The 12,653-nt window shown below is 60.1% G+C and carries 8 protein-coding genes and 1 pseudogene; 4 read left to right on the forward strand and 5 right to left on the reverse strand.

Annotated elements, in window-relative coordinates; translation table 11 throughout:
- Positions 1–75 precede the first annotated feature (75 nt).
- Positions 76–5,898: a manganese-oxidizing multicopper oxidase MnxG gene (gene mnxG, locus AACY07_RS15185; protein WP_339475710.1), complete on the reverse strand. Its 5,823-nt coding sequence runs from the start codon at positions 5,896–5,898 to the stop codon at positions 76–78.
- 201 nt (positions 5,899–6,099) lie between these two features.
- Positions 6,100–6,717: a lytic transglycosylase domain-containing protein gene (locus AACY07_RS15190; protein ID WP_133079428.1), complete on the reverse strand. Its 618-nt coding sequence runs from the start codon at positions 6,715–6,717 to the stop codon at positions 6,100–6,102.
- A 193-nt stretch (positions 6,718–6,910) separates the two neighbouring features.
- Between AACY07_RS15190 and gspG the strand changes: the two genes are divergently transcribed.
- From gspG to AACY07_RS15210, 4 genes are all read left to right on the forward strand, one after another.
- Positions 6,911–7,345 carry a type II secretion system major pseudopilin GspG gene (gspG, locus tag AACY07_RS15195; protein WP_133079427.1) on the forward strand — a complete coding sequence of 145 codons (435 nt, stop codon included), beginning with the start codon at positions 6,911–6,913 and terminating at the stop codon, positions 7,343–7,345.
- A 14-nt stretch (positions 7,346–7,359) separates the two neighbouring features.
- The gene (locus tag AACY07_RS15200; RefSeq protein ID WP_339475714.1) at positions 7,360–8,547 is read left to right on the forward strand and encodes a type II secretion system F family protein; all 1,188 of its coding nucleotides are present in this window, start codon (positions 7,360–7,362) and stop codon (positions 8,545–8,547) included.
- Positions 8,548–8,839: 292 nt separating this feature from the next.
- On the forward strand, positions 8,840–9,472 hold the full coding sequence (locus AACY07_RS15205; protein WP_339475716.1) for a hypothetical protein: 633 nt from the start codon (positions 8,840–8,842) through the stop codon (positions 9,470–9,472).
- 21 nt (positions 9,473–9,493) lie between these two features.
- Positions 9,494–10,102, forward strand: a complete 609-nt coding sequence (locus AACY07_RS15210; protein ID WP_219262771.1) for a helix-turn-helix transcriptional regulator — start codon at positions 9,494–9,496, stop codon at positions 10,100–10,102.
- Between the two features lie 612 nt (positions 10,103–10,714).
- On the opposite strand, the gene AACY07_RS15215 is transcribed toward AACY07_RS15210, so the two are convergent.
- From AACY07_RS15215 to AACY07_RS15225, 3 genes and pseudogenes are all read right to left on the reverse strand, one after another.
- On the reverse strand, positions 10,715–11,197 hold the full coding sequence (locus AACY07_RS15215; protein ID WP_339475924.1) for a GNAT family N-acetyltransferase: 483 nt from the start codon (positions 11,195–11,197) through the stop codon (positions 10,715–10,717).
- Between the two features lie 45 nt (positions 11,198–11,242).
- A pseudogene (locus tag AACY07_RS15220) lies at positions 11,243–11,674 on the reverse strand (GNAT family N-acetyltransferase); the annotation flags it as partial.
- Positions 11,675–12,192: 518 nt separating this feature from the next.
- On the reverse strand, positions 12,193–12,567 hold the full coding sequence (locus AACY07_RS15225; RefSeq protein ID WP_133079281.1) for a tautomerase family protein: 375 nt from the start codon (positions 12,565–12,567) through the stop codon (positions 12,193–12,195).
- Positions 12,568–12,653 lie beyond the last annotated feature (86 nt).

Genomic DNA, 12,653 nt, shown 5'->3' on the forward strand with positions numbered 1-12,653 from the left:
CGTCAAGTTCCCGCATGCCGCCCCCCCTGAACAGCAGGAGCGGGCTTGCTCGCTCCTGCTGATACGCACGGCCCGTCAAGGCGTCGGCGCAGGTTCCAGCTCATTGGATACCCGTAACAATCCCCACAACCCGGCGGTGTTGCCGTAGGCGGCGTAATCCCGGAAGAGGTAGTCCCCCGGTATTGCATTGATGCCCCCGGCACTTGGGTGCATGAAGCTGAAGTGCGCCGCCGGAAGGACGCTTTCATGGGCGCCGATGTACATCGACATCGGGTTCAGGCCAAACCGTACCGAGCCCACGCCAGGCGTACCCATCGGATAGCCACCGGTGTCGCTTTTTTCCGACTGGAACGGGTTGACTGACCACACGTGTCCGTCGAGCTGGAACGTGCTGCCACGACTGCCGCCGGTAGGCATCAGGATGTGGGTGCGGAACGGTTGCCCCGGTTTCACATAGAGCACAGGGGTTTGCGGATCGCTTCCCACCAGGGCGTTGCTGTACGCCATGTGCGCATTGGGCACGTCAGCGTAGCCCCCGCCTTCTGCGTGGCCGAACGGTGCATCGGGGGCCAGCCCGAAGCGGTACCACAGCGGTTCGGCCTTGTAGTTGATCGCCATGCTGGAGTTGTCCTGCGGATCCGTAGGCACTCCCAGGCCTTCAGCCGCAATACCTTCCACTGGCCGACCACCCGCCCAGCGGATATTAAGGGCTTTTTGCCAGACCATCGCAAAGTCGCGGTAAACAGCCTGGCCCGGCGCAGTCACGCTGGCATTGACCTTGCGGATATCGTCAACCCAGGTGGCCCCCACCGGCAGGATACTCATGGCACCCCCCAGGCCTTTCTGCGGCTGTTTGATCACATCCGACGGGGTGAAATTCAGCCCGCCAAACTCCACGGCCGTGGCGTTGATGTTGTCGACGCTGCGCCCCAGTTGCGTGATCGGCTTGCCTTCGCGCTCCAGGTGACCGGCGTAGTACTGATAGGTGCGGGTCGGGTAGGCACCGCTGTTGCCAGCCCTGGGAGCCACGGTCTGCACCGGGTTCGCTCCCACGTTGGCACCATCGGACTTGGTGATGTCATACGCCAGCAATTGGGCATGCAGGCCAACATGGCTGGACGGACGCATCAAGTTGTTGCTGAAGGTGCTCGAGCCGTCACTGCCATTTCGATCACGCTTGACCACACCCTGCATCACGGCGGTCTGGGTCAGGTCGGGCATGACACTCGGCAGACGGTTTTCCAGTGTGATGTTGATGCAGTCCCCGGCCGTTGCGCGCAACACCAGCGGCTCGACGGGCACGCCGGGTTTGAGCTTGCCGCTGACCGGGTCCAGGTCGGCCTTGCGTACATAGAGGATGGCGGTCGGGTCATGCAGCGGACCGCTCTGGCCGCCGATGGTCATGGTTACCCCGTCCTCGGGATCGGTCACAGTGACACGGGGGATACTCACCGGCCGCGAGTTGTACACCAGGGTCCCGCCAGCGGGTTTCAATGGCCCGCCCACATGCTGGCCAATGCCTGCCGGATCGCCGAGGGTCAGCCCCAACGGATTGCCGAGGATGTCGTTGGCCAGTGCGGCGACGACTTCATAGTTGCGCTGCACAGTGGGACGGGTACCGATGCCGTTGGGGTTGGCGCTGATTCTTGGGCACGAGCCGTCGAAGGCCACGGTGTTGCGCATACCGGCCGGTTTCGGGTTGTTCGGCAGCGCAAACAGGTCGGTACGCTGGGCGGTGTAGTTGCGCATCACACCCCAGATCCCGCTCCAGTAACCTTCGATCGAAGCGTCCATCGAGTACAGGTAATCCCCGGTGGTCGCCGCCGAACTGGACAACATCGAGATCGGCGCGATAAAGCCCATCTGCTCGGAAATCCCGATCATCTGCGAAGCGCGCCAGCCGGAGTTGGAGCTGTTGCCGAAGCCCGAGCCGCTTTGCAGCCACTTCACGCCGTGCAGCGTCACGTTGTGCTCTTCTTCATGACCACCGGCATGTACCCGCAGCCGCACATTGTCACCCGTGTAAGTACGCAGCATTGGTGTGAACGGGTCGCCCGGTTCGGCGCCACCCCGGTTGATGTGCGGCGGAAACAGCGTGGTGCCGCCGGTTGGCCCGGTGGCGGACGTGATCAGGTTGGGCGCCAGGTTCATGGCCGGAATCGCCCGGTCGGTGCGGCTTTGCAGCGCATACGAGAGGTCGCCGCCCAGGCCGTCCGCCTGCATGCCACGCTTGCCGTCGGGGCCGACCTTGTTCGGGTCGTAAACCCGCAACGCCAGCGGTTCATTGCGGTAATTGATCACGAACATGCCAGGGTCATCCACGGAGATGGCCTGTGGGCATGGACGCGTTGGGCAACCCGCGACCCGTCCGCCCTGCACTTCGACAATGCCTTCAAGCAAGCTGCTGGCATTGCTGCGCACCGGCGGGTTGATGGCGTAGCGGAAGCTGTCCGCAGTGGCCGGAAACGCCTGGGGATTGGGCACGCCATTGGGCCCTGCGCCCACATACACACCGGCTTCATAGGCGTGCTGGAAATCGCTGTATTCGAGGAAGAACTCACGGAAGCTGTCGTTCTTGCCATCGCCGTCCAGGTCACCGGTGGACACCACGGCTTGCCACGAGGTCGGCCCGCCGTCCTGACGCGCGCCGCTGTAGAGGGGCTCGCCGGTTTCGGCGTGGAACCAGGTGGAACCGGCCGGTTCGGCCAGCACGGTGGCGTACAGGCCAATCTGTTGATGGGTCGACGGGCCCAGGTGGTCGTGGGTAAAGATGGTGCCCAGGCCACGGTCGATGCCTTTGATATTGACCACAGGGTCGACAAACCAGCGTTGCATCGCGGTGCGCGCACCCTCCCAGTCAGCCCGGCCGAACTGGCCGAAGTACGGGTGATTTTTGGCTTTCGGACAGGCTGGGGTGCCATCACGCACATCGGCCCCAGTGCACTGGTTGAACGTGCGGATGGCATGGATGCGTTCCTGCACGGCGCCGGGTGAAAGCACACCGTCTTCGTAGTTCCAGCCGTTGGCCGAGCCGTCTGCGGCAGTCAGGTCCCATTTAGGCAGGTGGATGTGTTGGCCAATGACGTCGGTGGGGGTCCGGACCTGATAATCGTCCATCTCATAGGTGGCCGGCACCAGGTTGGTCTGCTGGTACTGCACGCAGTCAAAGGTGTTCATGCGCATCACCAGAGGTTCTGGCGGACGCTGCTTGGTGATCACCGGCCAGGCGTCTTCCCACAAGGCCAGAATGCGCGCTTGCGGAAAATGGTAGCCAACCTTGTTGTACACCGCGTCGAACTGAATATTGGCTGCCTTGTAGATCCGTGGACGATCTGCAGTAAAGGTCGAAGAGCCGGTGAACGACATGCCGTCCATGCGCTCGCCGCTATTGAACTCGCCGGTCCCGGCGGCGCTGGTCAGGCGTTTTTGCCGATCATCCATGCACGGTTCGTAATACGGCGCGCCTGCAATGGGCAACGCGCCGTTGGTGCGGAAGTTGCGCGCGACGACTTGCTTGCCGGGTAACAGGGCAAAGCTGGGGTGGTCTTTTTTCGCGTGGAAGGCCATGGCGGCCTGTTCGACCTCGGTGCCCTCCTCAGGCATGTAGATCGGCTTGGCCCGCGTCACTTCCTTGGAAAAATCCAGCGAGGTCGTCACGGTGTGGGCCTTGCCTCCGGCAGAGAAGCCGGCCAGGGAGTGTCGTCCCAGGCCGCCGTCCCAGCCACCCGACTGAGCCGGGTCGAGGTTGGCCCACAACGCCTTGCCGCTGTTTTTCAGTGTCTGGGCCTTGCCCGCGTCGAGCATGTCCAGTGGCGGGGTCGGTGGGCGTTGGCCGACCGAGCTTTCCATGCCGCCGATCCAGAACGGATAGCCGGGGTTTTTCAGGCTGCCGTCAGCATTGCGGTTGGCTTCACTGCGATCCACCAGGGCCAGAGAACCAATGGCCTGGGCACCGCCACTGCGATGCACGCCGTCGTCATCATCGTCATCGTCATCGTCCCCGGCAGCGACCAGGGTCTCGCTGATTCTGGGTACTACAGCCACTTTGCCTGGCATCGGCGCCATTGCCTTGCCGGGCAACGGCACCACCGCAGGAATCGGGGTGCCCGCCACGATCTCTCCATCGGGCAATGCACGGGCACCGGATGCGGGTTTGCCGCTGCGCAAGGCAAAAGGCGTGGTGTGATAACCGTCGCTGCCCTGTTGTGACACTTCCAGCCGGGTGCCTTCTTCGAACACATCGTGCACCCGCCACATGGCCCACATGCCCTGGGCAAAGTGCGGGTAGAAGTGGCAGTGATAGATTGCATCACCGGCAACACGGTTGCGGTTGCCCGAGCCACCGTTGGCAATTTCGTAGGTGTAACCGGCGCCCGGGCCAATCCCCTGGGCGTCTACATAGTCGGAGTTGTCATCGTTGGGGTTGAACAGCCATTGATGGCCATGCAAGTGGAAGATGTGTTGCTCATGCCCGTTGTGGGTGTTGCGAAACTTGACGAAGTCACCGATGTAGCTGTGGTTGACGTTGGACGGCTCGGAGGGGTACAGCGCCATACTCGCCTTGACCCCGACTTGCTCGGCACGGGGCACTTCGCCGGGACGGATGTTCTCCAGCCCGACGTTGGCCGGTACGTCCACCAGCATTGCCACATCGCCGACGGTGTGCGAACTCAGGAAAAACTCTTCGTACGCGCAAGACAGGCAGTCGTGCATCGGCCCGACCCCGAGCCGGTTGGCGACCACTTCGGCCCCCATGCCGCCAGAGCCATAGTTGATCATGAACGAGTCCCGGGTTGGCTCCAGTACATGGGCCATGACCGGGTCTGCCCAGTACGCCGGAAAGGCTTGGGTGACAGCGGTTTCGTCCTGGAACTGCGAGGCAAAGTCACGGAAGGGTTCGAGACGGTTGGGCAACGCCGGATTGCGTTTGCCAATGGACTCCAGGGGATAGGTCGCAGGCGGGAAACTGCCGTCGGCATTGCTGCCCATCACGATCGCATCGCTTTCGCTGGAGATGATTTCATTGCCATCGACCATGTTGATGATCGGCGTACCCGCCTTGCCTTCACGGATCCAGGGCTGGCGCTGCGGGTAGCGGGCCTGGTAATCGACAATCGGCTGGCCCGTCGGCGTACGTCCGCTGGAAGCCAGGCGCATTTCTTCTTCCGTCACGGTATTGCGATAGTTGCGACCGCCCTTGGGCATCACCACCACTTCCCCGAACAGACCGTTGGCCACGTTGCCTGCATCCCCTTCACCACCGAATGTGGCGCCACGGCTGCTGGCGGCGAATGCGCCTTCGCGCTCGGCATACAGCGTGTAGGTGCGGGTCGCTCCGGGGGCAACCAGGGTATTGGCGTTGCGTCCGGTGTAGGAGGAAATATCGTCGATACTGTTGACCGCTTGCAGGCCGTTGACCTGGAACCCCACATGGCGGTCAGCGACTTGTTCGTCAACCTTGAAGTTGTCGTTGCCGGCTTCGACTTCAACTTCGCCTTCTACTTCGCCCTCGTCCCCGTCTTCCTGGCTGCCGGGGTTGGCCTGGTAAGCCAGCAGGTTCTGCAAGTTGACGGTCAGGCAGTCACCGGCGGCAACCCGCAACACCAGCGGACGCGGGCGCTTGTCGGGTCGCAGCGAGACCTTGCCCGGAACTGCCGCCCCGCCCATGTTCAGTGGCTGGTCATGGTCATCAACCACGTCACGGCGCAGGGCGAACATCATGCCGTTGACGTTCTGCGCACCCAGGCGGTTGAACATCAGCGGCTGGTCCAGCGCGACGATATTGGCGACCAGATTGCGTTCACAACGTGCTGCCGCCTGGGCCGTTTCAATGCCGATCAGCGGCGTGACCAGTAACAGCAGGTTTAACAAGTGATGAGCGTGGGGAATGCCGTTCATGATCACTGATCTCACTGTTAGTGCTCAGGGAGTGATGCTCGCTAAACCTGGTACTGCATAGGCCATGCCATAAAAATTTGTATTAATTTTCAATTGCTTACGCTTTGAATCCGAGAATTCGGGGGAAATTCCCCACTCTTTCCCCACATTCTGCTGTGCCTGGGCGACCCAACAATCGGGGACACAGCCCCGACACCGGGCTCACAGCGGCGAGTCCGCAGGCAGCCCCTGCAAACGCCGGTACTGGCGCAGGACGCTGGGCACATAACGCTGGGTTTCGGCAAACGGAGGAATCACTCCACCACGACTGAGCACGGCTTGCGGCCCGGCGTTGTAGGCCGCTACGGCCAGGGCAATATCGTTGCCGAACAGGGTCATCATGCGTTTGAGGTACTTGGCCCCGCCCTGAATATTGGACTGGGGGTCGTAGACGTCCGTGACTCCCATCTCCCGGGCTGTATCGGGCATCAGCTGCATCAGCCCGCCCGCACCTTTGGGTGATGTTGCCCTGGGGTCGTAGTTGGACTCGTGCTGAATCACTGCGGACAACAGCGCAGCCGGTAGCTCATTGGCAGCCGCTGCCGCCAGCACCATCTCGGCATAGGGTTGTGCGGCAATCATCTGCGGCTGTTGATCGATGCCGGTCTGGGCCTGGACCTCTGCCGACTCGCGAATCACACGCTCATAGTGCCGCCCGGGGCGGTGAACGTTGGACAGCACGTAGCTGCCATTGGCATCCCGGGATACAAACACATCGGCGTGTACGACAGCGCTCATCAGCAATGCGCCAAGCAGTGTCGTGGTCATTGTCCTGGTCATTTCTACCTCCCCCGACCGGCCCCTGGAAATGGGGGTAATGCCCCAATGGGTGATCGCGAGGTAGCCCTATGCAAGCACCGCGCCGTAACGCACAAGGGCCGGTATACGGGGGTTACAGCCAGGTCTGGAGGTCTGAGCATGGCAATTGCATAAGCCTTGCTGGCGACTGTGCTGCCCACTGAGTGAGGTCATCATGAATCAGCGTATGTGTCATGCACCGCGAACCCAGCACGGGTTCACCCTGCTCGAATTGTTGGTGGTTCTGGTGGTCCTCGGGCTATTGGCGGGCATCGTCGCGCCGAAGTATTTCGCCCAGCTGGGCCGTTCCGAAGTGAAAGTGGCCAAGGCGCAAATCGAGGGCCTGGGCAAGGCTCTGGATTTGTACCGGCTGGAAGTCGGCCATTACCCTTCCACTGAACAGGGCTTGCAGGCACTGGTCACCGCGCCCAGCGATGAAACCCGCTGGACAGGCCCGTACCTGCAGAAAAAGCTGCCTCAGGACCCGTGGGGGCGCAACTACACCTACCGCTACCCCGGTGAAAACGGTGAGTACGACCTGCTGTCCCTGGGCAAGGACGGACAACCCGGTGGAGAAGGCGAAAACGCCGAAATTACCAGTTGGCAATGACGGGAGTCGCAACCATGCGCTTTCATCTCAAGGCAGTGGGCAAAACCGGTGTGGTCTCGATGACCGTCGAAGCTCAGGGCGATGGCGAAGCCCGGCGCATGGTCGAGGATCAGGGCATGCGCGTGGTCAGCCTGCAGGCCGAGCGCCGCTGGCGAGCGTGGCATCTGCAACAGCGCGAGACCTTCAACCTGGTGTTGTTCAGCCAGGAGCTGACCACCTTGCTCAACGCCGGCCTGCCGTTGATCGATGCGCTGGAAAGCCTGGCCGAAAAGGAAAACGCCCCCCAGGCCCGTAAAACCCTGAGTGAGCTGGTTCGCCTGCTGTACGAGGGCAAATCCTTCTCACAGGCGTTGGCCCAATTGTCGGCGGTGTTCCCTCCGCTGTACGTTGCCCTGGTGCAATCGAGCGAGAAAACCGGGGCCGTGGGTGAGGCGCTGGGGCGGTATGTCAGCTACCGGCAACGCATGGACGAGGTTCGGCAGAAGATCGTCAGTGCATCGATCTACCCTCTCCTGTTGCTGGTGGTGGGCAGTGGCGTGGTGCTGTTCTTGATGGGTTACGTGGTGCCCCGCTTCAGCCTCGTGTTCGAAGGCCTGGGCGAGAATTTGCCGTGGTTGTCGCAGGTGCTGATGAATGGCGGGATGTTCCTGCACGCCCATCAGGGCGAGTTTTTTGGTGCCGTGGTGGCAATCATCGTTGCCATCACCTTCCTCCAGCGCCGACCGGCCTTTCGCCGGGCGGTTGGCCGATTGATCGAAAAAGTGCCGGCGGTCCATCAGCGCATCGTCATGTACGAACTGGCGCGATTTTATCGCTCCCTGGGCATTTTGCTGCAAGGCGGCATTCCGCTGGTGACGGCCATGGGAATGGTCCGTGGTCTGCTGACGGTGGCGTCCAGCCAGCGCCTGGATCAGGCCTGCGAACGGGTGCGTGAAGGTCAGTCACTGTCGGCGGCGCTGGAGCTCAATCACTTGGTGACGCCCGTTTCCCTGCGCTTGCTGAGGGCGGGTGAACAGTCCGGTAATCTGGGGCAGATGATGGAGCGCAGCGCCGACTTCTATGACGAAGAAGTCGGTCGCTGGATCGAATGGTTCGTACGTTTGTTCGAGCCCTTGCTGATGACCTTCATCGGCCTGCTGATCGGGGTCATCGTGATCTTGATGTACATCCCGATTTTCGAACTGGCCTCCAGTATTCATTGATCATCAAACCCCTGCCCCGCTCCGTAGCAGTTGACGAGCCGTGCGAGGCTGCGTCCGGCTGCGCAGCAGTCGTAAAGTCAGCTTCCACGGTTAATCTGGCATACCGCATGTACCGGTTTTGCGACCGCTACGTCGCAGTGGCGCACCATCTCGATCGCAGCCTCGTTCCACTCGTCAGCGACTACATGAATTCCCCGCGACCATCGATCGGAATCGCCCTGCAAATCCAATAAAAACATATTTTGATGCTTAAATTAATATTGTTGGATTATTCGACTCAGAGGGTCCTGCCATGAACATCAAGATTGCGATAGTGCTCCTGCTTTCCCTGCTTGCCCAACCGGCCTGGAGTCAGGCCAGCAACCCGCCCCAGACCAGCGCCACCAGTGCAACGGCGCTCACTACCCGACTGGCCCTTCGCGACCTGTGGGTGGAGCACATTTTCTGGATCAGAAATTATGCGATCGCCAATCAGGACGGCAATGCGGCACAAGCCGCCGTAGCGCAAAACGAGGTCGTCAGTGATGCCAAGGCCATCGCCAACAGCATTGCCCCACTTTATGGGCAACCGGCGGCCGACCAGTTGCTCACACTCCTCGCCGGGCATTGGGGGGCGGTAAAACATTACAGCGATGCACGGGTCGCCAACGACAAAGCCGGTCAACAGGCCGCAATCGCTGAGTTGTCTGCGAATGCCAAGTCGTTGGCCGCCTTTCTGGCCAAGGGCAATCCCTATTTGCCCGAGCCCACGCTGCAAGCCATGCTGAGTGCCCACGGCGCTCACCATGTGACACAGATCGAACAGCTGGCCGCCAAGGACTACAAGGGTGAGGCCCAGACCTGGGGCATGATGCGTACGCACATCCTTGCCCTTGCCGATGCGTTGACGGCGGGCTTGATCAAGCAATTCCCCGAAAAATTTTGACTGCAAGCAGGAGCCGGACAGATGCTGGAAGGAATGGGGCGAACCCAACAGGACTTGTTGAAGGCATTGCTGTACTCACCTGCGGGAATGAGCATTGATGAGCTGGCCCACAGTCTGGGGGTGACACGCACTGCGATTCGTCAGCATCTTGCTGCGCTGGAGCGCGACGGTCTGGTCATGCGGGGCGCCACCCGGCCCACCGGGCGGCGCCCCGAACAGCTCCACCAATTGACGGACCACGCAAAGGAGCTGTTCCCGCGCCAATACCCGCTGCTGGCCAACTTGCTGATCGATCAGGTTGCAGGTCTGCTCGGAGAGCAGGCGCTGTCCCAGTTGATGCAGGGCCTGGGCCGCAAGCTGGCCAGCGATCTTGAACCTGAAGTTGTCGATGAAGCGCGCATCGTTCAGTACATGAACCACTCGGGATACGAAGCGCAGGTGTTCTTCAGATCATCGGGCGAACCGGAGATTGTGGCCCACAACTGCATTTTTCATCAGTTGGCCAAAGCCCATCCCGTGGTGTGCGAACTGGACCTGGCATTGATCGGTGCCCTGGGCGGTGGCAAGGCAGAGCATCTTGAATGCATGGTGCGTGGCGGGCAGGTCTGCCGCTTTAACGTGGTCAGGTAAACCGGATTACAATCGGCAACTTTGCGGGTTATCAGAACCGGCCTGCGTACTTGACGCCACACTTCAAACGGCCATTCAACGACACGCCATCACAGCACTGTCGCGTTAGAGTCGCATTGGCAAAATAGAATGGTTATCGGTAGCAAGGGTTACTCATCGGATCCCGTAAGTGCTTACTTGATCTACTTACAAAGCAGCGCTATTCCTTACAACTGCCAACATAAAAAATAAAAAACAGGAATACCGTGATGCCTAGATTCGTGGTTGTCCCCGCCGTGCCCAAGGAGACGGGATCAATGCGCATTGGATCGCGCTTTTATTGCACCACCGGCCCGATAGGTTTCAACATTTATGACTGTGGGGCCCTGTGCAGGCTGCCCGAGAGTTATCCAGCCCGGGCAGACGCTGATGGCGCCTGTAAACAGCTCAACAGTGTGAGCCTGCAAAACATGATTGATGAAAGCGTTTACGCTCACTCGCCCTGACAGTGGTTTGCACTTGGGCATGACGTAAAACAGCTGAAGTGGGCTAACGAACTGTTCAATTAAAAACTTCAATTCAAATGAATACTTTAATTAATTCTAAGTATTCATTTGACTGAAGCAAGTGCGGTTAGTTGCGCACCGCGCACGTCATGGTCTGGACTTTTATATGGGGGTGGCTTGCTAGAGTTTCCCACTCATCCATAAAAACGAAACCGTGTTTCAGGTAGAAGCTGGAGGCCCTTGCGTTGTCCGCAGATACGTCCAGATAAATGAACTCATGCCCGTCCTGCAACGCCTGGCGTTTGACAGCGCCCACCAGTTGAGCGGCTGCGCCAGAACCGCGAAAATCAGGTTCGACCCACATGGCGATCACGTTGTAACGGTGGCCCTGGATCACGGCCCCGATCATGCCAACCGGCTTGCCATCCTTGATGGCCAACCAGAATTTCGTCCCGACTTCTGACGAAGCGCGCTCTTGCCACTGGGCATCGGTGTCATTGGCCGCCGTTTCATGGCTCACTCCAAACGCTGTGGGTGCGTCCAAAAGTGCCGCAAGGCGCACGTGCTTCAAAAGCATCCAGTCCCTGGTATGCGTCAATCGAATGACCATGTCTTTTCCTGATACGGGTTCACAAAGACCTGGCTGATACTCGCTCAATGACTTTTCAAAACGCACATCACCCTCAGGCAGTTTTTCCACCACCTGCCAGCCCAGGCTTCGATAGAAGCCGCTGGCACGACTGGTTTCAGCGGTTTCAAGCCATATGGTGCGGTGGTGTTGAAACAGGAATTCCTCGGCCCTGGCCATCAGACGGCGGCCTAACCCGCGCCCCTCGAACCCAGGCCGGACAAACGCGGCAAACACGCAGCCATCTTCAGCGTCAGCCATGGAAAACCCGACAGGCACACCCTCAACCTCTGCCACCCACACACATGGCGAAGCCTGGATAGCCTCTCGTATGGCTTGGGGCGTGATGCCCATTTCGCTCAACTGATCATGGGAGAGGTGATTCTCCGTGACACTGGTTCGAATATCAAAGATGGCGCTGATGTCTGCCTGATTGGCGATTCTGACTGTCGTTTCCATGAACGGCTCCTTGTCTATCATCCGCCAGAGGGTATCTGCCCGGGCGGGTACAGCACAACAAGCGGCAAATCAGCCATATCCAAAAGAGATGGCACCATCTGAAATCAGCACTACAAGTGTGTACCAAAGGCTGCCTAAGATAAGTCATGACTCCTTACAAAGGCCGCCAGCTTCACGCGGCGCACAAAAACCGGAGAGTGCTTGATGTCCCTTCCTGCTGCCTGCGAACACCCGCCCCTGCCCGACATGTTGCGCGATCAATTAAGCGACTTGCTCGGCACACGATTCTCCATTTCACGCAGCCTGTGGGAGCTGGCTTGCCTGCGATGCTGGCGACGCGGTCTGACAGCAAGACCCGGGCGATTCCATCGCGAGCAAGCCCGCTCCCACAGTGATCCTGCAATCATTGACACCACGCAGCCTGTGGGAGCTGGCTTGCCTGCGATGCTGGCGACGCGGTCTGACAGCAAGACCCGGGCGATGCCATCGCGAGCAAGCCCGCCCCACCTCAGCATTGTTCAGTTGCCCCGCCCGCCCCCGAATGACCAGGCCTCGGCCTCTGTGGTGGTCACGATCACCATGACATCCTCAGGGTCCAGGCCGGTGGCACGGTTCAGTTTGGTGACCAGGTCTTGATAAAAGCGCTGCTTGGTCAGTGTCGAACGCGGGCGCCCTGCCGTTATGGCAATCAAGACAAAGTCATGACTGCGCGGCCCGCCGAGGTAGCCCGGATCGAAAATCAGCTCGCCTGCTTCATGCTGGTCAATGACCTGGAACCGGTCAGCCAACGGCACCTCGAAACTCTCGACCAACGCATCGTGCAACCCCTGTGAAAGGGCCTGCAAATACTCGGCAGACTTGCCCCGGTGCAACGAGATACGTGCAAACGGCATGGCGCATTGCTCCTGTGAAGTGATGACCGAAGAAATCTATCAAGTCGCAACCATTGGGAATATCAGATTAAATGACGCCCATCGTT

This window comes from Pseudomonas sp. RL_5y_Pfl2_69, assembly GCF_963970465.1.
In the GTDB taxonomy this organism is placed as follows: Bacteria; Pseudomonadota; Gammaproteobacteria; order Pseudomonadales; family Pseudomonadaceae; genus Aquipseudomonas.

Bases quoted from the DNA above. Each gene is read 5' to 3' on its own strand.
- AACY07_RS15225 (WP_133079281.1), bottom strand. From the start codon at position 12,567: ATGCCGTTTGCACGTATCTCGTTGCACCGGGGCAAGTCTGCCGAGTAT.
- AACY07_RS15205 (WP_339475716.1), top strand. From the start codon at position 8,840: ATGAACATCAAGATTGCGATAGTGCTCCTGCTTTCCCTGCTTGCCCAA.
- AACY07_RS15200 (WP_339475714.1), top strand. From the start codon at position 7,360: ATGCGCTTTCATCTCAAGGCAGTGGGCAAAACCGGTGTGGTCTCGATG.
- AACY07_RS15210 (WP_219262771.1), top strand. From the start codon at position 9,494: ATGCTGGAAGGAATGGGGCGAACCCAACAGGACTTGTTGAAGGCATTG.
- AACY07_RS15190 (WP_133079428.1), bottom strand. From the start codon at position 6,717: ATGACCAGGACAATGACCACGACACTGCTTGGCGCATTGCTGATGAGC.
- gspG (WP_133079427.1), top strand. From the start codon at position 6,911: ATGAATCAGCGTATGTGTCATGCACCGCGAACCCAGCACGGGTTCACC.
- mnxG (WP_339475710.1), bottom strand. From the start codon at position 5,898: ATGAACGGCATTCCCCACGCTCATCACTTGTTAAACCTGCTGTTACTG.
- AACY07_RS15215 (WP_339475924.1), bottom strand. From the start codon at position 11,197: ATGGTCATTCGATTGACGCATACCAGGGACTGGATGCTTTTGAAGCAC.